Annotated in this window: 20 protein-coding genes and 4 pseudogenes; 7 read left to right on the top strand and 17 right to left on the bottom strand. The window is 66.6% G+C overall.

Going from position 1 to position 23,257, the window contains the following annotated elements; translation table 11 throughout:
* Positions 1–27: 27 nt before the first annotated feature.
* From lpdA to MBEBAB_RS11085, 7 genes and pseudogenes are all read right to left on the bottom strand, one after another.
* A complete protein-coding gene (lpdA, locus tag MBEBAB_RS11110; protein WP_021698096.1) occupies positions 28–1,431 on the bottom strand; it encodes a dihydrolipoyl dehydrogenase in 1,404 nt (467 codons plus the stop codon).
* A 92-nt stretch (positions 1,432–1,523) separates the two neighbouring features.
* Positions 1,524–2,480: a DUF3667 domain-containing protein gene (locus MBEBAB_RS11105; RefSeq protein ID WP_021698095.1), complete on the bottom strand. Its 957-nt coding sequence runs from the start codon at positions 2,478–2,480 to the stop codon at positions 1,524–1,526.
* A gap of 42 nt (positions 2,481–2,522) precedes the next feature.
* Positions 2,523–3,796: pseudogene (locus MBEBAB_RS11100) on the bottom strand (pyruvate dehydrogenase complex dihydrolipoamide acetyltransferase).
* Positions 3,797–3,863: 67 nt separating this feature from the next.
* Positions 3,864–4,106, bottom strand: a pseudogene (locus tag MBEBAB_RS18105) (DUF5076 domain-containing protein); the annotation flags it as partial.
* Positions 4,103–5,482: a pyruvate dehydrogenase complex E1 component subunit beta gene (locus tag MBEBAB_RS11095; protein ID WP_021698093.1), complete on the bottom strand. Its 1,380-nt coding sequence runs from the start codon at positions 5,480–5,482 to the stop codon at positions 4,103–4,105. The pseudogene MBEBAB_RS18105 and the gene MBEBAB_RS11095, both read right to left, overlap by 4 nt.
* A 3-nt stretch (positions 5,483–5,485) precedes the next feature.
* Complete coding sequence (gene pdhA / locus MBEBAB_RS11090; RefSeq protein ID WP_021698092.1) at positions 5,486–6,523, bottom strand: pyruvate dehydrogenase (acetyl-transferring) E1 component subunit alpha; 1,038 nt, start codon at positions 6,521–6,523, stop codon at positions 5,486–5,488.
* A 112-nt stretch (positions 6,524–6,635) separates the two neighbouring features.
* On the bottom strand, positions 6,636–6,950 hold the full coding sequence (locus tag MBEBAB_RS11085; protein WP_021698091.1) for an FtsB family cell division protein: 315 nt from the start codon (positions 6,948–6,950) through the stop codon (positions 6,636–6,638).
* Positions 6,951–7,130: 180 nt separating this feature from the next.
* Here MBEBAB_RS11085 and MBEBAB_RS11080 point away from each other — a divergent pair, with 180 nt between their 5' ends.
* Positions 7,131–7,421, top strand: coding sequence for a hypothetical protein (locus MBEBAB_RS11080; RefSeq protein WP_021698090.1), 291 nt, complete (start codon positions 7,131–7,133; stop codon positions 7,419–7,421).
* Between the two features lie 78 nt (positions 7,422–7,499).
* Here the strand turns inward: MBEBAB_RS11080 and clpX are convergent, their stop codons facing one another.
* Positions 7,500–8,768: an ATP-dependent Clp protease ATP-binding subunit ClpX gene (clpX, locus tag MBEBAB_RS11075; RefSeq protein WP_021698089.1), complete on the bottom strand. Its 1,269-nt coding sequence runs from the start codon at positions 8,766–8,768 to the stop codon at positions 7,500–7,502.
* A gap of 196 nt (positions 8,769–8,964) precedes the next feature.
* On the opposite strand from clpX, the gene MBEBAB_RS11070 reads away from it, so the two are divergent.
* Complete coding sequence (locus MBEBAB_RS11070) at positions 8,965–9,615, top strand: HAD-IB family hydrolase (protein WP_045319229.1); 651 nt, start codon at positions 8,965–8,967, stop codon at positions 9,613–9,615.
* Here MBEBAB_RS11070 and MBEBAB_RS17680 read toward each other — a convergent pair.
* The 3 genes and pseudogenes from MBEBAB_RS17680 to tig form a co-directional block, all read right to left on the bottom strand.
* Positions 9,612–10,253, bottom strand: a complete 642-nt coding sequence (locus tag MBEBAB_RS17680) for an ATP-dependent Clp protease proteolytic subunit (RefSeq protein WP_045319234.1) — start codon at positions 10,251–10,253, stop codon at positions 9,612–9,614. The genes MBEBAB_RS11070 and MBEBAB_RS17680 overlap by 4 nt on opposite strands.
* A gap of 396 nt (positions 10,254–10,649) precedes the next feature.
* Positions 10,650–11,564, bottom strand: a pseudogene (locus MBEBAB_RS17675) (tetratricopeptide repeat protein); the annotation flags it as partial.
* A 1,585-nt stretch (positions 11,565–13,149) separates the two neighbouring features.
* A complete protein-coding gene (tig, locus tag MBEBAB_RS11060) occupies positions 13,150–14,490 on the bottom strand; it encodes a trigger factor (protein WP_021698086.1) in 1,341 nt (446 codons plus the stop codon).
* Positions 14,491–14,663: 173 nt separating this feature from the next.
* Here tig and MBEBAB_RS11055 point away from each other — a divergent pair, with 173 nt between their 5' ends.
* Positions 14,664–15,335, top strand: a complete 672-nt coding sequence (locus MBEBAB_RS11055; protein WP_045319233.1) for an MBL fold metallo-hydrolase — start codon at positions 14,664–14,666, stop codon at positions 15,333–15,335.
* A 4-nt stretch (positions 15,336–15,339) separates the two neighbouring features.
* Here the strand turns inward: MBEBAB_RS11055 and MBEBAB_RS16555 are convergent, their stop codons facing one another.
* Positions 15,340–15,495, bottom strand: coding sequence for a hypothetical protein (locus MBEBAB_RS16555; protein WP_021698084.1), 156 nt, complete (start codon positions 15,493–15,495; stop codon positions 15,340–15,342).
* A gap of 231 nt (positions 15,496–15,726) precedes the next feature.
* Between MBEBAB_RS16555 and MBEBAB_RS16710 the strand changes: the two genes are divergently transcribed.
* Both MBEBAB_RS16710 and MBEBAB_RS11050 read left to right on the top strand, forming a co-directional pair.
* Positions 15,727–15,885, top strand: a complete 159-nt coding sequence (locus MBEBAB_RS16710) for a hypothetical protein (RefSeq protein ID WP_021698082.1) — start codon at positions 15,727–15,729, stop codon at positions 15,883–15,885.
* Between the two features lie 103 nt (positions 15,886–15,988).
* A complete protein-coding gene (locus MBEBAB_RS11050; protein ID WP_021698081.1) occupies positions 15,989–16,210 on the top strand; it encodes a con-10 family general stress protein in 222 nt (73 codons plus the stop codon).
* A gap of 20 nt (positions 16,211–16,230) precedes the next feature.
* Here MBEBAB_RS11050 and egtB read toward each other — a convergent pair whose 3' ends face one another.
* Entirely contained in the window at positions 16,231–18,378 is a 2,148-nt protein-coding gene (gene egtB / locus MBEBAB_RS11045) for an ergothioneine biosynthesis protein EgtB (protein WP_021698080.1), read from the bottom strand.
* Positions 18,379–18,555: 177 nt separating this feature from the next.
* Here egtB and MBEBAB_RS11040 point away from each other — a divergent pair, with 177 nt between their 5' ends.
* Positions 18,556–19,119 (top strand): sigma-70 family RNA polymerase sigma factor, encoded by a 564-nt coding sequence (locus MBEBAB_RS11040; RefSeq protein ID WP_021698079.1) that lies wholly within the window; start codon positions 18,556–18,558, stop codon positions 19,117–19,119.
* Here the strand turns inward: MBEBAB_RS11040 and MBEBAB_RS16550 are convergent.
* From MBEBAB_RS16550 to MBEBAB_RS11030, 3 genes are all read right to left on the bottom strand, one after another.
* Complete coding sequence (locus MBEBAB_RS16550) at positions 19,116–19,283, bottom strand: hypothetical protein (RefSeq protein ID WP_021698078.1); 168 nt, start codon at positions 19,281–19,283, stop codon at positions 19,116–19,118. The two genes, MBEBAB_RS11040 and MBEBAB_RS16550, sit on opposite strands and share 4 nt — an antisense overlap.
* 82 nt (positions 19,284–19,365) lie before the next feature.
* The gene (locus MBEBAB_RS11035) at positions 19,366–20,568 is read right to left on the bottom strand and encodes an acyl-CoA dehydrogenase family protein (protein ID WP_021698077.1); all 1,203 of its coding nucleotides are present in this window, start codon (positions 20,566–20,568) and stop codon (positions 19,366–19,368) included.
* A gap of 169 nt (positions 20,569–20,737) precedes the next feature.
* Positions 20,738–21,043, bottom strand: coding sequence for an SCP2 sterol-binding domain-containing protein (locus MBEBAB_RS11030; RefSeq protein ID WP_021698076.1), 306 nt, complete (start codon positions 21,041–21,043; stop codon positions 20,738–20,740).
* A 184-nt stretch (positions 21,044–21,227) separates the two neighbouring features.
* Between MBEBAB_RS11030 and MBEBAB_RS11025 the strand changes: the two are divergent.
* A pseudogene (locus tag MBEBAB_RS11025) lies at positions 21,228–22,639 on the top strand (dicarboxylate/amino acid:cation symporter).
* Between the two features lie 56 nt (positions 22,640–22,695).
* Here MBEBAB_RS11025 and MBEBAB_RS11020 read toward each other — a convergent pair.
* On the bottom strand, positions 22,696–23,088 hold the full coding sequence (locus MBEBAB_RS11020; RefSeq protein ID WP_021698074.1) for a hypothetical protein: 393 nt from the start codon (positions 23,086–23,088) through the stop codon (positions 22,696–22,698).
* Positions 23,089–23,257 lie beyond the last annotated feature (169 nt).

Raw genomic sequence — 23,257 nt, 5'->3', positions numbered from 1 at the left:
TTTTTTGAGTCCGGAGTCCGAAATCGATCAGAGGTGAATCATCCGCCCATAGGCGTCCAGCGTCGCCTCGTGCATGGCCTCGGACATGGTGGGGTGCGGATAGACCGTGCCGTGCAGGTCTTCCTCGGTCGCCTCCATGGTGATGGCGGTGACGTAGCCCTGGATCATCTCGGTGACCTCGGCCCCGATCATGTGGGCGCCGATCAGGGCGCCGGTCTTGGCGTCGAAGATCACCTTGACGAAGCCCTCGGTGTCCCCGGCGGCGATGGCCTTGCCGTTCACCTTGAAGGGGAAACGGCCGATCTTGACCTCGCGCTTGGCCTCCCGGGCGCCCTGCTCGGTCAGGCCGACCGAGGCCACCTGGGGCTGGGCGTAGGTGCAGCCGGCGATGGGCGAGTGCACATTGGGGGTCTTGAACCCGGCGATGTGCTCGGCGGCGTGGATGCCTTCGTGGCTGGCCTTGTGCGCCAGCCAGGGCGCGCCGGCGCAGTCGCCGATGGCGTACAGGCCCTTGACGTTGGTCTGGCAGTGGCTGTCGGTCTTGATGTGGCCCCGGTCCATCTCGACGCCCAGCGCCTCCAGCCCGATGCCGTCGGTGTTGGCGGTGATGCCCACCGCCGAGATGCACACCTCGGCCTCCAGCGTCTCGGCCTTGCCGTCCGCTTCAACGAAGACCTTCACACCCTTGGAATCCTTGGTGACTTTGGTCACCTTGGCGCCGACGCGGAAGGTCATCCCGCGCTTCTCGAAGGCCTTCTTGGCGGTCCTGGAGACCTCCTCGTCCTCCACCGGCATGATGCGGTCCAGCGCCTCGACCACCGTCACCTCGCAGCCCAGCGCCCGATAGAAGCTGCCGAACTCGATGCCGATGGCGCCCGAGCCGATCACCACGATGGACCTGGGCAGGACCTTCGGCGTCATGGCCTCGCGGTAGGCCCAGATGCGGTCCCCGTCCGCCTCCAGCCCGATCTGCGGCAGGGCGCGGGCGCGGGCGCCGACGGCCAGCATGACCGCCCTGGCCTGCACCGTGCGCGACTTGCCGTCCTTCAAGGCGATGACGACCTTGGGGGCGCCCTGCCCCTTCTCCAGCTTCGCGTCGCCCTCGATGACCTCGATCTTGTTCTTCTTCATCAGGAAACCGACGCCCTGATTCAGCTGCTTGGCCACACCCCGCGACCGGGCGATGATGGCCTCGAAGTCAAAGCCCACCTTGTCGGCGCTCAGGCCGTAGTCCTTCAGGTGGCTCAGGCTCTCGTACTTCTCGCCCGACTTCAGCAGCGCCTTGGTGGGGATGCAGCCCCAGTTCAGGCAGATGCCGCCGAGGTTCTCGCGCTCGACGATGGCGACCTTCTGGCCCAGCTGGCTGGCCCGGATCGCGGCCACATAGCCGCCCGGTCCCGAACCGATGACGATGAGATCGAAGTCGGCCATCCAGAAGTCTCCAACACCTTGAATCTTGACGCCCGGTCATATCCGCCCCCGCCTCCGCTGGCCACACCTGAGACCCCTGCGGAAACGAAAGTTCAGGCGGCCAGGAAGGCGATATAGGCCTCCATGTCGATCACCGAGATCGCCACGATGAGCGCGGCCGGCAGGAGCACCAGCAGCAGATACAGCGCCAGATGCGCCGCAGAACGCCAGGCGGCCGAAACCATCGACAGGCCATAGTACCGGGACGCCGCCCGCGCGAAATAGAACAGGTACGGAATGACCAGCGGCCACGCCGGCAGGTTCGCGCCGAACCGGTTGGCCAGAGCCAGCAGCATCAGCAGGGTGAACGCCGTGACATGGGCCCACAGGGCGAACACCAGATGCTCCATGAACAGTCGCCGACGACCGAACAACCGCCCCAGTAGAAGCGCGAACAGGGGCGTCAGCAGCCAGATGGCGTTGGGCAGCCACGCCGCCAGCCGCTCGCTGAACCGGGCTGTCTGACGGTCATCCTGAATCTCGTAAAGCAGGTTCTGCCGATCCAGTTCGCTGGTCGCGCGATCCGCCGCTTCCTGCATGGCCGCATGGATGCGGGGGTCGATGGCCGGCTCCACCCGCCGCTGCATCCAGAGCTCCGCGTCGGTTTCTCCAGTCACATGGACGGTATAGCCATCGGGATCGGCGCGCGCCGTCACCTGGGCCCCCGGCTCGACGTGCCGCACATACTGATAGATCACCACGTCGCTGAAGTTCAGCACCGCCAGGAACAGGGCCGTCACCACCACGAAGATCTTGACCGGACTGGCGTACAGACTGCCCGCCCCCTCGCGGTAGGCGATCAGGATGCGGCTGGGCCGGGTCACGAGGGCGACAAGGGTGCGCACCCCCTGCCCGTCGATCAGGCTGGTCTCGGAGAACGCCTCAAGCGCCATCTCCCGCAGGGGACGCGGGCGCGCCTCGGTGTCCTGACCACAGGCGTGGCAGTACCGACCGTTCAGGGTCACCCCGCAGGCGGCGCACGCGCCGCCCGGCTCTCCCACCGCTGTCATGATCACCCCTCCCGCGGCGAAGCATAGGAGATTCCGGGACGATCAGGCCAGCATGGTGACGGGGTTCTCGATCATCGGCTTGAAGGCCTGCAGGAACCGGGCGCCCACAGCTCCGTCCACCACGCGGTGGTCGCAGGTCAGGGTGACCGTCATGACCGTGGCGATCTCGATCCTGTCGCCGCGCACCACAGGCCGCTTCTCGCCGGCGCCCACGCTCATGATCGCGCCCTGCGGCTCGTTGATGATCGAGGCGAACGACTTGATGCCGAACATACCCAGGTTCGAGACGCTGAACGTGCCGCCCTGGAACTCGTCGGGCTTCAGCTTGCGGTCCCGCGCGCGCTTGGCCAGGTCCTTCGATTCCGTGGCGATCTCGGCCAGGGACTTGGTCTCGGCCTTGCGGATGATCGGGGTGATCAGGCCGCCGTCGATGGCGACCGCCATGGCCACGTCTGCGTGGTGGTGCATGGCGATGCCTTCGGGCGTGTAGCTGGCGTTGGCTTCCGGCACGGCCTTCAAGGCCATGGCCACGGCCTTCATGACGAAGTCGTTGACCGAGACCTTGATCCCCTGAGGCTCCAGCATCGCATTGACCTGCGCCCGCGCGGCCAGCAAGCCGTCGATCTCGCAGTCGATGACCAGCGGGAAGTGCGGCACGTCGCGGAAGCTGTCGGTCAGGCGACGCGCGATGGCCTTGCGCATGCCGTCCAGCGGGATCAGGTCATAGCTGCCCGGCGCGATGCCCTGCTGCTCCAGCGACAGCACCTTGCGCGGCTCGCCCGATGCGGCGGCGGTCGCGCCCTTTGCGGCGCCGCCCTTGTCGGCGGACTCCACGTCCGCCTTGACGATGCGGCCGTGCGGGCCCGTGCCCTTGAGGCTCTTCAAGTCCAGCCCGGCGTCTTTCGCCAGGCGGCGCGCCAGCGGAGAGGCGAAGATGCGCTCGCCGTCCTTGACGGGCGCGGGCGAAGCCTTGGGGGCCTCCGCCTTTTCCGCCCTGGCTTCGGGCCTGGGCTCGGCCTTCTCTTCGGCCTTGGCTTCCGCCTTCGGCTCGTCCTTCTTCTTCGGCGCGGGCGCGGCCTCGTCGCCGGACAGACGCGCGATGGGCGTGTTGACCTTCACGCCCTCGGCGCCCTCGGCCACGAGAATCTCCAGAACCTCGCCCTCGTCGACCGCCTCGACCTCCATGGTCGCCTTGTCAGTCTCGATCTCGGCGATCACGTCACCGGCCGAAACGGTGTCGCGACCTTGACGTGCCATTTGGAGAGGTTGCCCTCCTCCATGGTGGGCGACAGGGCGGGCATCAGGATGTCGGTCATTGGACGCTTCCGGGTTTGGTGTCTTCGACCACGGTCTGGGCGTTGTCAGCTTGATGACGTCGCTCATCCCCTGAAGGATGCGGTGATACGCCTCCCGCTCGTCCTGACCGTGGCGAACCGAATAGCCATGGGCCATGTGGCGCGCCGCGATGGCCAGCATGCGGCCATATTCGGCCGGGTCCTTGAACGCCGGCTTGATGGACATCACCGGCTCGCCCCTGGACCACCACATGCGGGTGAACTCGACGGCCTGGGGATCGGCCGCGACGCTGTCCGGCGTGTGCAGCTTGAAGTCCTCGGACTGGCTCATGCCGTCACCGCCTTCACGGCCTTGATGATCTTGTCCACACCCGGCAGCGACAGGGCTTCCAGGTTCGCGGCGTAGGGCAGAGGCACGTCTTCCTGGTGCACCCGCAGCGGCGGGGCGTCCAGATAGTCGAAGGCATGCTCGATCACCCGGGCCACCACCTCGGCGCCGACGCCCATGGGGCCCCAGCCTTCCTCGGCCGAGACCAGGCGGTTGGTCTTCTTGACGCTCTCCACGATGGTCTCGTGGTCCAGCGGGCGCAGGGTCCGCAGGTCGATGACTTCGGCCTCAATGCCCTCTTCCGCCAGCTTTTCGGCGGCGGCGAGCGCAAAGCCCACCATGCGGCTGTGGGCCGTGATCGTCACGTCCGTGCCCTCGCGGCGCACCTTGGCCTTGCCGATGGGAAGGACCCAGTCCTCCACCTCGGGCACGTCGAACTCCAGCCCGTACATCATCTCGTGCTCGAGGAAGACGACCGGGTTGGGATCGCGGATGGCCGCCTTCAGCAGGCCCTTGGCGTCAGCCGCATCATAGGGCGCGATGACCTTCAGGCCGGGCACCTGGGCGTACCAGGCGGAATAGTCCTGGCTGTGTTGGGCGCCCACGCGGCTGGCCGCGCCGTTGGGACCGCGGAACACGATGGGGGCGCGGATCTGGCCGCCCGACATGTACAGCGTCTTGGCCGCCGAGTTGATGATGTGGTCGATGGCCTGCATGCCGAAGTTCCAGGTCATGAACTCGACGATGGGCTTCAGCCCGGCCATGGCCGCGCCGACGCCCAGCCCGGCGAAGCCGTGCTCGGTGATGGGCGTGTCCACCACGCGCTTGTCGCCGAACTCCTGAAGCAGCTCGCGGCTGACCTTATAGGCGCCCTGGTACTGGGCCACTTCCTCGCCGATCAGGAACACACGGTCGTCGCGGCGCATCTCCTCGGCCATGGCGTCGCGCAGGGCGTCGCGGATGGTCGTCTTGACCAGCCTGGCGTCGGACGGGATTTCCGGATCCTTCAGCGCGACCTTGGGCGTCACGGGCGCTGCGCCTTCGCCCTCGGTGGTGGCCGCTTCCTTCTCGGGGGAGTCGGCCTGCTCGGCCTTGGGCTCGTCCTTGTCGGCGTCAGCCTTCTTCGGTGCAGGCGCGGCGTCGTCTCCGGACAAGCGCGCGATCGGCGTGTTCACCTTCACACCCTCTGAGCCCTCGGCAACGAGAATTTCCAGCACCTCGCCCTCGTCCACCGCCTCGACCTCCATGGTCGCCTTGTCGGTCTCGATCTCGGCGATCACGTCACCGGCGGAGACGGTGTCCCCCGCCTTGATGTGCCACTTGGACAGCGTGCCCTCTTCCATCGTGGGGGACAGCGCCGGCATCAGAATGTCGGTCACGGGTCAGGCCTCCACGTAGACGTCGGTGTAGAGCTCGGACGGGTCCGGCTCCGGGCTCTCTTGAGCGAACTGCACGGCCTCGGCGACGATGGCCTTGATCTCGGCGTCAATGGCCTTGATCTCGTCCTCGGTGGCCTTGGCGTCCGCCAGCAGCTTCTTGACGTGCTCGATGGGGTCGCGGGTCTTCTTGACCTCGTCCACCTCTTCCTTTGCACGGTACTTGGCCGGATCGGACATGGAGTGGCCGCGATAGCGGTAGGTCTTCACTTCCAGGATGTAGGGGCCTTCGCCGGACCGGGCGCGCTCCACCGCGCGCTTCACCGCGTCGCGCACGGCCAGCACGTCCATGCCGTCGATCTGTTCGCCGGGGATGCCGAAGCTGGCGCCGCGCTGGCTCAGGTCGGTGGTGGACGACGAGCGCTCGATGCTCGTCCCCATGGCGTACTGGTTGTTCTCGATGATGTAGATGGCCGGCAGCTTCCACAGCTGGGCCATGTTGAAGCTCTCGTAGACCTGACCCTGGTTGGCCGCGCCGTCGCCGAAATAGACGAAGCTGACCGAGTCATCGCCCCGGTATTTGCCCGCGAAGGCCAGGCCGGTGCCCAGCGCCACCTGGGCGCCGACGATGCCATGCCCGCCATAGAAGCCGGTCGGCACGTCGAACATGTGCATCGAGCCGCCCTTGCCCTTGGAGGAGCCGCCGATGCGCCCCGTCAGCTCGGCCATGACCTCGTTCGGATCCATGCCCGCGGCCAGCATGTGGCCGTGGTCGCGGTAGCCGGTGATGATCTTGTCGTGGCCCTGCTTGACGCTGGCCTGCACGCCCACCGCCACGGCCTCCTGGCCGATGTACAGGTGGCAGAAGCCGCCGATCAGGCCCATGCCGTACAGTTGGCCCGCCCGCTCCTCGAAGCGGCGGATCAGGACCATCTGCCGATAGTACTCGAGCAGCTCGTCCTTGGTCGCCTGAGGCGTGTTTGGAATCTTCGCCGGGGGCTTGCCCTTGGCGGTGGTCGGTTTTTGAGCGGCGGCTTTCGCCATCCGGCGCCCTCCAGCTGAACTCTGAACGAACGGGTTCTTATCGTTACGGAAAGGGGGCTTTAGCAGCCTTCCTTCCCGGATGGCAAAGCCGGGCTTCGCCTGTAACGAAAGTTCAGGAGGCCGTGACCGCGCGCCGCTCCACCGGGATCAGATATTCGCCGGGCGCGGCGAAGCCCAGAACCACGCGTGCGCGCTCTTCAAGCAAGTCCCGCGACAGGTTGTCGGTGCGCAGGTAGCGAACGCGGAGCTCCAGATCCTGACGCCGGTCTTCCAGCTGGGCCAGCTCAACCTGACGGCGCTCCAGCATCTCCGCCCGTTCGCCATGGCTCAGCAGGCCACGCTCGCCGGTCAGCGCCTGCACCCCGAAGTACAGGATCAACAGGAAGATGATGCCCGTGGGCGCATAGGGACGCATGCGTTCGATCACTACAAACGCCCTTTCTGAGCGCAGAACTACGGAATCACCCCTGACCGAAAAGGCTTAATTATTGGTAGCTTGACCATAAACTGCACATACATGAAGGCAGCGCGCTCCTCCCTGGCGGCCAACCTTCGCGCAACCGAACGCCAGCTTGGCCGTTGAAGGCGTCCATTCAAGGAGGATGCCATGCGTTTGATGATCGTCGCCGCGAGCGCTGCGGTTCTGGGCCTGGCGGCCTGCAATCAGGAAGAAGACACGCCGGCCATGGACGAGACCGTCGCGGCCGAGGATGTGGCGATCGACACCGCCGCGACCGACCCGGAGCCCGAAAGCGCCCCTGTCATGGATTCGACCACGCAGGACAACGCCGTTCCGCCTGCGGATATGAACACCGGGCCGGGCCCGGTGACCGAAGACGCCCGTGCCGACGCCCAGGCCGAGGCGGAATCCACCAACCTGCGCCCGCGCACCGAATAGCGACGGCGGCTCAGGCCAGGAAAAAGGGCGGGTCTCGCGTGAGGCCCGCCCTTTTGATTTTCAGGGATCCTGCCGCAATCAGGCGGCGCCGTCCTGCTGCTTCTTGGGCTTTTCGGCATAGATCAGCAGCGGCTGGGCCCGGCCCTCGACCACCTCGGCGTTGACCACCACCTCTTCCACACCCTCGTAGGTCGGCAGTTCGAACATGGTTTCGAGCAGAATGCCCTCCATGATCGAGCGCAGGCCCCGGGCGCCGGTCTTGCGGGTGATGGCCTTCTTGGCGATGGCCGACAGGGCGTCATCGGTGAAGGTGAGCCCCACGTTCTCCATCTCGAACAGGCGGCCGTACTGCTTGACCAGGGCGTTCTTGGGCTCGGTCAGGATGGTGATCAGGGCCGCCTCGTCCAGATCCTCCAGCGTCGCCAGAACCGGCAAACGGCCGATGAACTCGGGAATCAGGCCGAAGCGCATCAGATCGTCGGGCTCGACCTCCTTGAGAATGTCGCCCATGCGGCGTTCGTCGATCTCCTTGACCTTGGCGCCGAAGCCGATGGAGGCCCCCACGCCACGCGCCGAGATGACCTTCTCAAGGCCGGCGAAGGCGCCGCCGACGATGAACAGGATGTTGGCTGTGTCGACCTGCAGGAATTCCTGCTGGGGATGCTTGCGGCCCCCCTGGGGCGGCACGGAGGCCACGGTGCCCTCCATGATCTTCAGCAGGGCCTGCTGCACGCCCTCCCCGCTCACGTCGCGGGTGATGGAGGGGTTGTCGGACTTGCGGCTGATCTTGTCGATTTCATCGATGTAGACGATGCCGCGCTGGGCCCGTTCGACATTGTAGTCGGACGCCTGGAGCAGCTTCAGGATGATGTTCTCGACATCCTCACCCACATAACCGGCTTCGGTCAGGGTGGTGGCGTCGGCCATGGTGAACGGCACGTCGATGATGCGCGCCAGGGTCTGGGCCAGCAGCGTCTTGCCCGACCCGGTAGGCCCGATCAGCATGATGTTGGACTTGGCCAGCTCCACGTCGTTGTTCTTCGTGGCGTGGTTCAGGCGCTTGTAGTGGTTGTGGACGGCGACGCTCAGCACCTTCTTGGCGTGGCTCTGGCCGATCACGTAATCGTCAAGGACTTCGCGGATTTCCTTGGGCGTGGGCACGCCGTCCTTGGACTTCACGAAGGCGATCTTGTGCTCTTCGCGGATGATATCCATGCAGAGTTCGACGCATTCATCACAGATGAACACGGTCGGTCCGGCGATGAGTTTGCGCACCTCATGCTGGCTCTTTCCGCAGAAGGAGCAGTACAGGGTGCTCTTGGCGTCGCCACTGGCGGCTTTGGTCATCGGCCTTCTCACTCTCGCGTCCCGAAACGATCCGGGCGCGCCTCCTTCCGTCACGATTCGCAAATCCTGCGCCGGAAGGTCTTCAAAAAATGACAATCACCCATCCGAAGGTCCATCACAACCCCGACGAGGCGAACCGGCGGCGGGTTTTCGCGGGATGGACGAGGCGGGGGAAAGGTCGTTACGGTCATTCCAGATGGGAAATCTCGCACCACTTCGCCAGCCCCAGGTTCTGGGTCCCGCGCCGGGCCAGCCTCTTGTCGCCTTCGATTTCGACGGGACCATGACCGTCAGGGACAGTTTCACCGATTTCCTGCGCTGGCGCGTGGGTGCAGTGGGCTACCTGTTCGGCATGGCGCGTCTGACGCCCGCCGCCCTCTCCTACCTGCGCACAAGGGACCGCGGAGCCATCAAGGCGGCGGCGGTGGCCGAGTTCCTCGACGGCGTCGACCGCAAGACCCTGAAAGGGCTCGCTGAAACCTATGCGGAACAGGCCTGGAGCCGTCTCATGCGCCCCGACGCCCTGGCTTGCTGGAACGACTGGGGCGCCAAGGGCGCGCACCGGGTCATCGTCACCGCCTCGCCCGAGATCACCGTGGCCCCCTTCGCCCGCCGCCTGGGCGCGGAGGCCTTGCTGGGCACCAAGCTGGCCTTTGATCACGACGACCGCATCACCGGCGCCTTCGCAGGCGAAAACTGCCGGGGCTGCGAAAAGGTCACGCGGCTCAAGACAGCCTATGGCGACGACGTCCGCCTGACCGCCGCCTACGGCGACACCTCCGGCGACACCGAAATGCTGGCCATCGCTGACCAGCCCGGGTTTCAGGTGTTTACGGCTAAACCCTAGCTCTTCTTGGGCTCTTCGGCCGGCGCTTCCTCACGCTGCTCATAGACATGGTCCACCAGACCCCAGTCCTTGGCTTCCTGGGCGCTCATGAAGTGGTCGCGGTCCAGGGTGCGCTCGACTTCCTCATAGGTCCGGCCGGTGTGCTGGACATAGATTTCGTTCAGGCGGCGCTTGGTCTTGATGATGTCCTCGGCGTGACGCTCGATGTCCGAGGCCTGGCCGCGGAACCCGCCAGAGGGCTGGTGCACCATGATGCGCGCGTTGGGCAGCGACACCCGCTGGCCCGCAGCGCCCGCCGTCAGGATCAGCGATCCGGCCGAGGCGGCCATGCCCATGCACACCGTCGAAACGGGCGACTTGATGTACTGCATGGTGTCGTAGATCGCGAGCGCCGAGGTCACAATGCCCCCGGGGCTGTTGATGTACATGGAGATTTCCTTCTTGGGGTTCTCGGACTCCAGGAAGAGAAGCTGGGCGCAGATCAGGCTGGCCATGCCGTCGTCGAACGGGCCGGTCAGGAAGATAATGCGCTCGCGCAGCAGGCGCGAGAAGATGTCGAACGCCCGTTCACCGCGGCTGGATTGCTCCACCACCATGGGGACGAGGTTGCTCTGGATGTAGTCGATCGGATCGCGCATGAAGGCCTTCTCGAAGCTGCGTGCGTGCGCGACTCGGGCGCCGCGCATCGTTGCTTCCTGATATCGCGTTCCCCGCGCCGCCTTGCAAGGCGCGGCCGACGGTTTCGCGTGTGACGGGTCAGCGGGCTTCCGCCACCTCCCACGCCGCGTCGACAAGGGCGCGGAACGGCGCGCGGCTGATTTCCGCCTGGGTGCTGATGGCCGTGGCCCGTTCGCGACTGATGCGGGCGGCGAGCGCAGCCGCCTCGCGCAGGGGCGGCAAAGCCTCCTCCGGACGCCGGCCTCCAGATAGGTCCGGCCCAGGTTGGACCGCACATCCACCACCGTCTTGGGCCAGCGGGCGCCCTCCAGATCAACAAGTTGCACCGCTCGCGTCATGATGACGATGGTCTCGTCGAAGCGGCGCTCCATGTAGAGCGCATAGGACAACAGCTGCAGCGCATTGATCATCTGGCGGCTGTCCGGCCCGAAGCTGCGCTCGGTCATGTCCGCTGCGGATTGCAGGTGCGGGATCGCGTCGTCGTAGCGGCCCTGCAGAGCCATCACGAAGCCCAGTTGGCTCGCCGCCTCCTGGGTGACCACATTGGTTTCTCCCAGCGCCGGGAGCGCCAGGGCCAGGATCTCGGTGAACATCACCTCCGCATCTCCATAGCGTCCCAGGTCGGCCAGCACGCGGCCGATAAGCACCCGTGTGCGCAGAAGCGCGGCGGCGTCAGGCGCCAGCACGGCCTGTTCGAGCGCCAGGACCTGAAGCAGCAGGTCAAGGGCGCGCTCCTGACGCCCCGTGGAACCCAGATGAACAGCCAGATTGCGCAGGGGCACGGCGTTCTCGATGCTGTCGGCGCCATACTGTTGGGTCGTGAAGTCCACCACGCGGCGCAGGGCCGTTTCCGCTTCGTCGTGTCGCCCCATAAAGCGCCAGAGCTCGCCCAGGGCGCCGTACGCAAAGGACGCAGCCTCCTCATCATTCGCGCCTTCTGTCAGGGCGAGGGCTTCGAGATAAAGCGCCTCCGCATCGTCGAAGCGGTTCTGCTCCGTCCTAAGGCTGGCGAGATAGCGCAGCGCATTGGCCAGGGAGCCTTGACCTTCCCCGTCAAGGCGATACGCCGCGATGACCGCTTCCAGGTGGCGTTCGCCCTCCTCCAGCCGCCCCAACTCCACGGCCGCGTAGCCGAGGTAGGTGAGGACATAAAGCCGGTCCTGCGCCGTGGTCTCTTCGGCGCCCTCGAGAATGCGCAGCGCCTCGGTCAGGATCTCATAGGCGGCCTGATCCTCACCGATCTGGCTGAGCACCTGGCCATAGAGCGCCATGGCCATGCCGAACGCATGAGGATCACCCAGCGCGCGTCGGTGCTCCATGACCCGGCGACGATGGTCGGCCATGGCTGGCCAGTCGCGTTGCAGGGACGCCACCTGGGCGATGCGGGTGTGGACATCGGCCATCTGGGCGGCGTCGGCGCCCTCTCCCTCCAGTTCGGCCAGACGGGCGATCAGCAGGGCGCGGGCCTCGCCGTAGCGGCCGAGCCCCTTCAAGGCATCGGCGCGGGAAAGGTTGAAGGGCCGCCATGACCGGCGCTCGGAGTCCGTTCCGTTCTCGCCTGGCGCCGCAATCGTGAGGAGCGCATCGCCCTCGGCCAGCGCCTCGTCGTAGCGCCCCAGCGCGTTGAGAGTGAAAATGACATTGGCTGTGGCTGCGATGCTGCCCTGCCCTGCCGGCCCCTGCTCTCCCATATAGATCGCCTGGGCGCGTCTGAACTCGCCAAGTGACTCTTCCTGAAGGAAAAGCCGATCACGAAGCACCAGACCCAGCCGGTTCGCCGCGTAGGCGGTGGCGGTGTGATCGCCCCAGGCCGCGATGCTCAGCTCCAGGGCCCGTCGCAGCAGGGGCTCATCCACCGCGTCCTCGCCGTGAAGAAGCGTGCGAGTGGTGATCAGGTGCTCGGCCGCATGGCTGCGCCGGGCCGTCGTCAGGTCGGGCGCGTCCAGAGCGTAGGCCAGCCGCGGCTCCGCCTCGGCGTCGCGTCCCAGATCCTTGAGAATTTCCGCCTGGCTCAGACACGCTTCGCCCGGCGTGGCGCTGATTCCGCCATGCGCGCGCCACAGGTCGCAGGCGCGCCCGAAAGCCGGCGCAGCCTCCTCGGCCCGGCCGAGCTCGCGCAGGAGGAAGCCGTGGTCGAAGGCAACCAGCGCGGCCCAGGCCGAGGTATCGTGTGACGGGTCGTTCAGCGCCTGCGCAGACGGCGTCAGGACATCGAGCGCTTGCTCAGGCTCGCCCCCGGCGTACAGCGCGCGCGCCAGGTTGAAGGCGGCGCTGACGATCTGCTCATCGGACGGCGGCGCCGAGGGAGCGAGCACCGCGTGCGCCTGCGTCAGCAATGGCAGGGCTTCGTCGTGCTTCTGCTGAGCCACCAGATTGGCGCCGAGGGCGCGGCGCGATTCCGCCAGCGCCTCCTCGTCGTCCAGACGTTCGCGGATGGCCAGGTCGCGGCGTCGGTGCGCCTCCGCCGCCACATTGTCCCCCACCGCCTCGGCGACCGCTCCGCGTGAGGCGTGGGTGGCTGCGACGATGGGGTGATCCTCTCCATACACCCGGATTTCGATCGGCAGGATTTCGACCAGCCCGGCGTCGGCTTCAGCAAACCGTCCGGCTTCATAGTCGGCCAGAACACGCGCCTCGATGCGTGCAAGCGCCTCGCGGTCCGCCTCTGACGCCGCCGCCAGGGCGGGATCCAGCGCGTCCTGACGGGCGTGGGCGAGCGTCCCTGCCGCAAGCGAGGCCGCCAATACCGCGATGAGAAGATGTCGAGCGCCCAAAAGAAAACCCCGGCGATGGGTTCGCCGGGGGCACTCTAGGATCAGCGGTCGCCGAGCGGCGACTGACCGGGTCTGACGATGACTATTCCTCGTCGTCCTTCAACAGGTCTTCCTTGCTGATGGGCTCTTCCTTGACCTCGGCCTGATCGAAGATCAGGTCGCAGACCTTTTCCTCGTAGATCGGGGCGCGCATGCCCGCGGCGGCGTTGGGGTTCTGGCGATAGAAGTTCAGCACCGCCTGCTCCTGGCCCGGATAGTTGCGGGCCTCGGCGATGATCGCGTTGTTCAGCTCCTGGTCGGTCACGGTGACGTTGTTCTCGCGACCGATCTCGGCCAGCACCAGGCCCAGACGCACGCGGCGCTCGGCGATCTTGCGGTATTCTTCCTTGAGCTTCTTTTCCGACTTCTTGGCGTCGGCCTCGGGCAGGCGGCCGGCTTCCTTGTCGGCCTCCACCTGCTGCCAGATGCCGTCGAACTCGGCCTCGACCATCTTGGGCGGCAGGTCGAAGGAGTGCTGCTCGTCCAGCTGGTCCAGCAGGGCGCGCTTCAGCTTGAAGCGGGCGGCGCCCTTGTACTGCTGATTCAGGTTGTCGCGCAGCAGCTCCTTGAGCTTGTCCAGCGACTCCAGGCCCAGGCGCTTGGCGAATTCATCGTCGATCGCGCTGTCCTTGGGGGCCTTCAGGGCCTTGACCGTGACGTCGAAGGTCGCGGCCTTGCCGGCCAGATGAGCGGCTTGATACTGCTCGGGGAAGGTGACCTCGATGGTCTTCTCGTCGCCGACCTTGGCGCCGGTCAGTTGCTCCTCGAAACCGGGGATGAAGCGGTTGGAGCCGATGATCAGATCCGCGTCCTCGGCCGAGCCGCCCTCGAACGCCTCTCCGTCGATCTTGCCGACGAAGTCGATGGTCAGTTGGTCGCCCTCGGCAGCCTTCGGGGCCTTGCCGCCCTTGTCCTCATAGGTCTTGGCCTGACCGGCCAGTTCCTTCAGCGCCTCGTCCAGATCGGAATCGGCCGCCTCATAGACCGGGCGGGTCAGCTTCAGGGACTTGGGGTCCACCGGCTTGAAGTCCGGCATGACTTCCAGAGCCATCTCGTAGGACAGGTCTTCCTGGCCCGCGACCACCTTGTCCATGTCGGACACCAGCTTCATCTCGGCCGGGGCGGCCGGGCGCAGCTTGGCGTCGTCCAGGGCCTTCTGGCTGGACTGGTTCAGGGCGTCGTTGACGATCTCGCCCATCAGGTCGCGGCCATAGGTCTTGCGCACGTGCGACACCGGCACCTTGCCAGGGCGGAAGCCTTTCAGCTTCATCTGCGGGGCGACTTCGGCCGCCTTGGCGTCCAGCTTGGCGTTCAGCTCGGAAGCGGGGATGGTCACCGCGATCACGCGGCTGAGACCTTCGGCGGACTTTTCGACGACTTGCATGGACGTGTCTGACGCTCTGTGGCGGCGCTTTCGAGCAGCGCTCGCGGGTGGAAAATGCGAAAAGGGCCGCCCCGTGCGGAAGCGGCTCCTCGAAGCCCGCCCTTATGTCGGCAAGGGCGGTTCAGGTCAACGACCGGGTTTCGTTTGCCGCCCGGCGTGGCTATCTGGACGGCATGACCCAGCCCGCCTCCCCCATCGGCGTTTTCATCGCCCCCGTCACGCCTCTGCAGCAGAACTGCACCGTCGTCTGGTGCACCGCCACCAGCAAGGCGGCGGTGATCGATCCGGGCGGCGGCGTCGACATGATCCTGGCCGAGGTGAAGCGGCGCGGCCTGACCCTTGATCAGATCTGGATCACCCATGGTCACATCGACCATGCGGGCGGGGCGGCGGAGATGAAGGAGAAGTCCGGCGTCCGCATCGAGGGCCCCCACCCCGAGGATCAGTTCCTGATCGAGGGCCTCGCCGCCCAGGGCCAGATGTACGGCATGCCCGAGGCGCGGACCTTTGAAACGGACCGCTGGCTCGACGAGGGGGATGTGATGACGCTGGGTGAAACCGTCTGGGAGGTCCGCCACTGTCCCGGGCACACACCAGGCCATGTGATCTTCTTCAACCGGGCGGCCAGGTTCGCCCAGGTGGGCGACGTGCTTTTCAAGGGCTCCATCGGCCGCACGGACTTCCCGCGCGGCGATCATCAGACCCTGCTGGATTCGGTGGTGACCAAGCTTTGGCCGTTGGGTGACGATGTCACCTTCGCCCCCGGCCACGGGCCGGTCTCGACGCTCGGCGAGGAGCGCCGGACCAACCCGTTCGTGTCGGACTCGGCGCTGAAGCGCGCCTGACGCCCTAGCGCCGCAGAAGCATGCCCAGCACGACGCCGACGCCGACGGCGCCGAGGCTGCTGCGCACAGGATGGGCGCGGATGGTTTCGCCGGCGCGCTGTGTGCGGCTTTCAGCCCAGCTGCGACCTTCCCGCAGACCGCGTTCGATCCGGGCTGTCATGGGCGACGACCCGCTGGTCGCGCCGGCGTTCAGATCAGGCCGGGGGGACAATGTGGGGTCAAGGAGCCGGTTTCGGGCGTGTTCGTGTCGGTCCGGGCGGTGACGTCGGTCATGGCGATCTCCTGCATGGGGTGGAGCCTGTTCAACTTGGCGCCCGCGCAGACGGTTCCAGCTTGGCCGTGAACATGCACGACCGCGGCGCGTTGGCTTCCTGACAAAGGAGACCACCCCATGACTTACATCGAACCCACGCCTCCCGGCGGACCGTCGCCCGAGATCGAGCCCGGCAACACCCCCGGCCCGGAAATCGATCCCGCGGACACGCCCACCGAGATGCCGCCGCTGGAACCGGGCGGCGGTGATGAAGGCGACTCCCGCCCCCACGACTGAAGACCCGCGAATTACCATCCGCAAGCGGAACCATGGCGGGGGCCCGGGGTTCACTTTTCAACAGCAAAGCACGCCTCTCAGGCGAACCGAAAGGAGCCCCGAAATGGCTGAAGGACAGACCCCGCGCGCGTCCGGCGTATCCAAGCGCGGCTTCGCGTCCATGGACCCCGAACGCCAGCGCGAAATCGCCCGCAAGGGCGGCGCCAGCGTCCCCAGCGAGAAGCGCAGCTTCTCCCAGGACCGCAGCCTGGCCGCCCAGGCCGGCCGCAAGGGCGGCGAAGCGTCTCACGGCGCCCGCAAGCCCGAGAAGAACGACCAGGGCTGATCCAGAACTGACGCTTACGATCAGGCCCCGAGCAGCACCAGCGCCACGCTGGGCTCGGGGCCGACGTACAGGTCGCGCACCCGCCAGCCCGCAGACTCAGCCAGGGCCGTCACACGATCCGGTGTGAACTTGCGCGAATTCTCGGTGTGAAGAGTTTCGCCTTCGCGGAACTTGAACCGCCGCCCAGACACCTCCACTACCTGATCCCGGCGCGCGCGAAGATGCATCTCGATGCGCGCCTCGTCCGCGTTCCACAGCGCCTGATGATGGAACGCCGACGGGTCGAAGTCCGCGTCCGCCTCGACATTCGCCCGCTCCAGCAGATTGAGATTGAAGGCGGCCGTCACCCCGGCGGAGTCGTCATATGCGGCGATCAGCACGGCGGGATCCTTGACCAGATCCACCCCCAGGATGAACAGGGAGCCCTCGCCCAGCATGGCGCGCGCGTCTTTCAGGAAGGCTCTCGCCTCTTCGGGGTCCAGGTTGCCGATGGTGGAGCCCGGAAAGAAGCCGACACGACACCCGCTCGGCAAGCCCTCAGGCAACGCCGCCGGGTGCAGGAAATCGCCCGCCATGGGGCGAACATCCAGCCTCGGATAAAGCGTCCGGATTCGGACCGCAGCCTCCTCCAGCGCCGTCTCGCTGATGTCGATGGGCACATAGGCGGCGACGCCGGGCGCGGCGTCCAGCAGCACCTCGGTCTTCTCACTGGCGCCGCTGCCGAACTCCACCAGCACAGCATCCTCACCCATGGCCTCGGCCAGTCGGGGGGAGACTTCGGCCAGCAGCGCCGCCTCCTGGCGCGTGGGATAGTATTCCGGCAGGCGGGTGATGTCCTCGAACAGACGTGAGCCGGCGGCGTCATAGAACCATTTGGGCGACATGGCCTTCGGCGAGGCGGACAGCCCCTCGATCAGGGCCTGGGCGAACGGCTCCAGATCGTCGGTCCCTTGCGAACGCCGCGCGGGCGCGTCCTCGGCCAGTCTCAGTCCCATGAATTGCCACCTCTGATGCGGATAGAAGAAATTGCGGTAGGTCGCGCGCGAATGCCCCGGCGCCGTGGCCCAGGAGGCGCCCCGCGCCACCATCTGGTTGGCCATGAACTTGCCGTTGTACTCCGCCGCCGTGCCCTCCGTGGCGCGAAAGCCCGGATAGGGAAGATAGGCGCTGCCGGTCCATTGCCAGACCTGGTCGAAGGCGTTGTCCAGCGTCCCCTGCTTCATCGCATGCTCCCACTCGAACTCGGTGGGCAGCCGCTTGCCGGACCAGCGTGCGAAGGCGTCTGCCTCATAGAAGCTGACATGACGCACCGGCGCGTGGGGATCGATCGCCTGCGGGCCCGCCAGGGTGAAGACCCGCCAGTCATTCCCCTCGCCGCGCCAGTAGTCTGGCGCGGTCCAGCCGTGAGCCTGAACCGCCGCCCAGCCGTCCGACAGCCACAACTCGGGGCGCCGATAGCCGCCGTCCGCCATGAAGGCCAGCCAGTCGCCATTGGTCACCAGCGACCGCGCGATCCGGAACGGCGCCAGCATCACCGGATGCGCCGGCCCCTCGTTGTCAAAGGCGAAGCCCGCGCCGTCATGGCCGATGCTGACGAGCCCGCCGTCGAAATCCGTCCATCCCCGATCCGCGCCGGCCGCGTCCGGCCCGCCCGGCTCCGCGCCATAGGCCGCCGGCTCCAGCGGCGAACAGGACATCAGGTGCAGCAGGTCGGTCAGGAACAGCTCCTGATGCTGCTGGTCGTGGTTCAGGCCCAGATCGAACAGATAGCGTTCCTGCGGATCCTCCAGCCCCTCGCCCAGAAAGGCGATCATGCGGCGGTCGATCTCGCGGCGATAGGCCAGCACCTCGTCCAGCGACGGGCGCGTCATCAGACCCCGGTTCGGCCGCACCACCCGGGCGCCGAGCGCCTCATAGTAGGAGTTGAACAACCGCCCCAGACGCTCGTCCACCGGCTGATAGCCTGGCCGTCGCGCCAGCAACATCACCTCGAAGAACCAGCTTGTGTGAGCCAGGTGCCACTTGCCCGGACTGGCGTCGGCCATGGACTGGGCGCCCAGATCTTCGGCGGACAATCCGGCGGCCAGACCGGTCATCCGCGCGCGCACGATCTGGTAGCGATCCGTGTCCTGACAGGATGCCCCGTCGACCCTGCTGGCGATGTTCATGGCGTGACGCCCCCCGTGTTCTGAACGTCCATTCGCCCTTCCGCGTACAGTCTAACACCCGGGGCCGGGCGCTGTTCCCCAAATGCGCCTATGGCCGGAACACTCTGTTTGGCCTCGCGTTCTCAGCATCGTCCGCCGGATGTGGCGGCCCCAGTTCCTGTCCGCAAGGTCCCGCCCATGCCCGCTCGCGCGTCTGTTGTTGATTCGCGCCCTGAAGGGGACGCCGACACCGGCATCGCCGAACCCGCGGTCTGGCGAGAACAGGTCATCGCCCTGATCCCTTCGCTGCGAGCCTTCGCATGGTCCCTGTCGCGCGACCCGTCCGACGCCGACGATATGGTGCAGGAGACCCTGACCAAGGCCTGGACCCACCGCGACAAATTCCAGCCGGGCACCAACCTTCGCGCCTGGCTGTTCACCATCCTGCGCAACAGCTGGTACACGGCCGTCTCCAAACACCGCCGCGAGACGCCGGACGAGGACGGCAAGATGGCCGCGACCCTGACCAGCCCGCCGTCGCAGGAATGGTCCGTCGAACTGCATCAGCTTCAGGCCGCCCTGAACACCCTGCCCCCCGAACACCGCGAGGCCCTGGTCATGGTCGGCGCTGCGGGCCTGTCTTACGAGGAAGCCGCCGAGATCGCCGGCTGCGCCCTGGGCACCATCAAGAGCCGGGTCAACCGGGCGCGCAACCGTCTGGCCCAGATCATGGACGTGGATCGCGAGAGCGACGCGGCCTAGTTGCGCTTGTCGCCCTTGGCCGAGGGCGCGCCGCTGATGCGCCGGGCGTGGTCTTCCAGCGTCTCGGGAACCCTTTCGGATTCAATCCGGCGAACCGCAGCCTTCAACACCGCGTCGGCGCGCAGGGACGCAGGCTTTCCGCGCTTGTCAGAATCCTTGGCCAATCCGTCCCCCGACGCGCTGCAAAGGCCAAGCTTGCCATGATCCGTCACGCCTGTCGCGCACAGGATGTGCGACGCAGACGGATCACTTGACGGCGTGTTTGGCGTATTCCAGCCGCGCGATGGTGCGGTTGTGAACCTCGTCCGGGCCGTCGGCGATGCGCAGGGTGCGGACCATGGCGTACATGGCCGCCAGCTCGGTGTCGCCCGACACGCCCGCGCCGCCGAACGCCTGGATGGCGTCGTCGATGACCTGCAGCGCCATGCGCGGCGCCGCCACCTTGATCTGGGCGATCTCGGAGCGGGCGTTTTTGACCCCCACCTCGTCCATCATCCAGGCGGCCTTCAGCACCAGCAGCCGGCACATCTCGATGTTGGTGCGCGCCTCGGCCACCCGCTGCTCCCACACCGAATGCTCGGCGATGGTCTTGCGGAAGGCCGTGCGGGTCAGAAGCCGCTGCACCATCAGCTCCAGCGCCGCCTCCGCGCAGCCTATGGTGCGCATGCAATGGTGGATGCGGCCCGGCCCCAGACGCCCCTGGGCGATCTCGAAGCCGCGGCCCTCGCCCGCGATCAGGTTCTCGGCCGGCACGCGCACGTTCTCCAGCACCACCTCGGCGTGGCCGATGGGAACCTCGTCATAGCCGAACACCGTCAGCATCCGCTCCACGCGGAAGCCGGGCGTGTCCGCCGGCACGATGACCATGGACTGCTGGGCGTGGGTGGAGGCGTCCGGGTCCGTCTTGCCCATGACGATGGTCACGGCCAGGTTCGGGTGCGCCATGTTGGTGGACCACCACTTGCGCCCGTTGACCACATAGTGGTCGCCGTCCCGCTCGATGCGGGTCTGGATATTGGTGGCGTCCGACGAGGCCACTTCCGGCTCCGTCATCAGGAAGGCCGAGCGGATCTCCCCGGCCATCAGGGGTTTCAGCCAGCGGTCCTGCTGGGCCGCGTCCCCGAACATGTGCAGCACTTCCATGTTGCCGGTGTCGGGGGCGTTGCAGTTGAACACCTCCGCCGACCACAACGCCCGGCCCATGATCTCGGCCAGGGGCGCATACTCCATATTCGTAAGGCCGGCGCCGTCTTCGCCCGGCAGGAACAGGTTCCACAGCCCCTCGGCCTTCGCCTCGGCCTTGAGCCGCTCCATGGTGGGCGGCTGAACGTTCGGCTCGGCCCGCACCTCGGCCCAGTAATCGGCGGCGGCGGGCAGCACACGCGCGTCCATGAAACGCTTCAGGCGGTCCTGCCATTCAAGCGCGCGGTCGGAATGCTGGAAATGCATAGGCGTATCCCCTCTCCCTCCCCGTCCCGGGGAGGGTGGTCGCGAAGCGACCGGGTGGGGAGGACTCGGCAAGGCAGGCTCGCTGTCTCGCTCAAGGCGCCCCCACCCCGTCATCGCTGCGCGTTGACGGCCCTCCCCCGAGAGGGAGGGAGAAATGCAGCCAGGCCGCCTAGCGCTTCAGCAGCGGGGCCAGCTTCTGGGCGATCATCATGTCGCCGGCGATCTTCAGCTTGCCCTGCATGAAGGCCATCATCGGATCCAGCTTGCCTTCCGACAGAGCCATGAAGTCGTCCCAGCTGATCGACACCACGGCGTCGGCGGGCTTGTCCTCATTGGTCACGGTGTTCGGCACCGAGGCGCCGTCGATGTAGATCTGGCCGGTGTCGCCCAGGTCGATCTTGACGGTCTTGCCCAGGCCGGAGTTCTCGCCGACGGCGCTGCGGATGTGTTCGGTAACGGAAGCCAGATCGGCCATGGTCGTCTCCCTTGATCGACGTTTGATGTGATGGGTAGCCCTCGACGCGGCGGGCCACAAGATCACCTAGCGTCAAGAGCGCAACAGTTTCGTGAGGCCGCACCCGCTCCAGCTCCCTGTCCAGCCGCCAGCGACAGGACCGTCTTGCGTTAGGCCTCTCACATCTGCTTCATGACCACATCGGATGCGTTCGGGGGCCGTCGTCCTTGCTGACGCCGGTGCATCCGTGGAGGCCGAGCAGCAGCCGCAGGGCTGGGTCGCGCCGCCCTCTCCTCACCATAGTTTTCAGACTCGGGACGACCGCATGACCCTGGACAGCGACTCCGCCGACGAACGCCCCCGGGGCGTCGTGCACCGCTACTGGTTCGGGATCGTACTGTGGAAACGAATTCTGCTGGCCCTGGTCCTGGGCGCTGTCGTCGGCCTGATCTGGGGCGAAGGCGCCGGCCAGATCCGCTGGCTGGGCGACCTGTTCGTGCGTCTGATCCAGATGGTGGTGGCGCCGCTGGTGTTCGTCACCATCGTGTCCGGCGTGATCAGTCTCAGCGACCCCAAACGTCTGGGCTCCATCGGGGTCAAGGCCGTGTCGTTGTATGTGCTGACCAGCCTGACCGCAGTGGGTGTCGGCCTGACCCTGGCCCTCCTTATCCAGCCCGGTGCGGGCGTGGACTTCTCCGACGCGATCCCCCGCGAAGGGCTCGAGGCGGCCCAACCGTTCGCCGGCCTGATCGAGATGATCGTGCCGACCAACCCGATCGCCGCCCTGGCCTCGGGCCAGATTCTCGCGGTGATCTTCTTCGCCCTGATCCTCGGCGCGGCCATTCTGGTGTCCGGCGAGGCGGGCAAGCCGCTGGCCGATGTGTTCAACTCCGCCGCCGAGGCCATGCTCAAGCTGGTGGGCTTCATCATGGAGGTGGCGCCCTTCGGCGTCTTCGCCCTGATCGCCTGGGTCATGGGCACCACCGGCCTGTCGGCCTTCGTCAATGTGGCGCTGCTGGCCTTGTGCGTGGTGGTCGGCTGCCTGATCCAGATTCTGGTTTTCCAGGGCGGGATCATCAAGCTGTTCGCGCGACTTCCGGTCTGGCCGTTCTTTCGCGACGTGACCGACGCGGCGCTGGTGGCCTTCTCCACCTCGTCGTCCTCGGCGACCCTGCCGGTGACCATGGCTGTGGCCGAGGGCAATCTGGGCATCAAGAAGCCGGTCTTCTCCACCGTCCTGCCGCTGGGCATGACCGTGTCCATGGACGGCACCGCCCTGTACATCGGCATCCTCGCCGTCTTCGCCGCCCAGGCTTCGGCATCACCCTCAGCGCGTCCGACTACGCCCTGATCGTGGTCACGACCCTGCTGGTGTCCATCGGCACAGCCCCGGTCCCCTCGGCCTCGCTGTTCATGCTTGCGGCCGTGCTTCAGGGAATCGGCGTCGATCCGATGCAGACCGCCCTGCTGGTGGGCTTCGTCCTGCCGTTCGACCGCATCCTCGACATGACCCGCACTGTGGCCAACGTCATCAGCGACCTCGCGGTCGCCACCGTCGTCGGCAAGTGGGAGAACGAGATCGACGTGGAGGCCTACATCGCCCCGCCGGTGAAGTGACGCGACGGCTTACGACCGCAAACACCTCGAACCGGCGCGGACCCATAGGGCCCTCTTCAGGCGCCGCCCAGGTCAACCGGCGAAGACGTCATCACCCTGAAGGTGTGCAGATCGCCGTCCGCAGCCCGGATCGAGATATATTCGCCCGGCACGAAACGCTCGTCGTCCAGACGAAAGCCGAACTCGTCATCCGCCTCGCCGGGTTCGAAATCGAAGAACCATCGGCCATCGTCAGACTGGGCGAGGCGACCGACGGCTTCCGTTGCATCATTGCGGAAACGGCGGACGCGACAGTGCTCGGCCTGGGTCCGGCAGGCCGCCTTGTCCAGCTTCTGGTCGCTGTCCAGAGGGATGACCAGATCATAGCCGAAGCCGGAATCCCCGGCCGGATGATCCGGTTCACGGGCCAGTTCCAGCCGCACGTGGTGAAAGGCGGCCTGAGCACTCATTCTCCGGCTCCAGGATCACGCATATCGAGATTCGACCAAATGGCGATTCCGCCGACCGACACGATGAACGCGGCGAAGGCGGCGACCACGCCGCCGAGAATGATGAGGGATTGAAGAGTCATGATGGTCTCCTTTCCCCTCGATCCTGGGCGTCGTGAATCCTCGCGTC

Origin of the sequence: Brevundimonas abyssalis TAR-001, from assembly GCF_000466985.1 — a bacterium.
Classification (GTDB): domain Bacteria; phylum Pseudomonadota; class Alphaproteobacteria; order Caulobacterales; family Caulobacteraceae; genus Brevundimonas; species Brevundimonas abyssalis.
The sequence above is the reverse complement of the archived record's forward strand: the minus strand, read 5'-3'. Positions and strand labels throughout refer to the sequence as shown.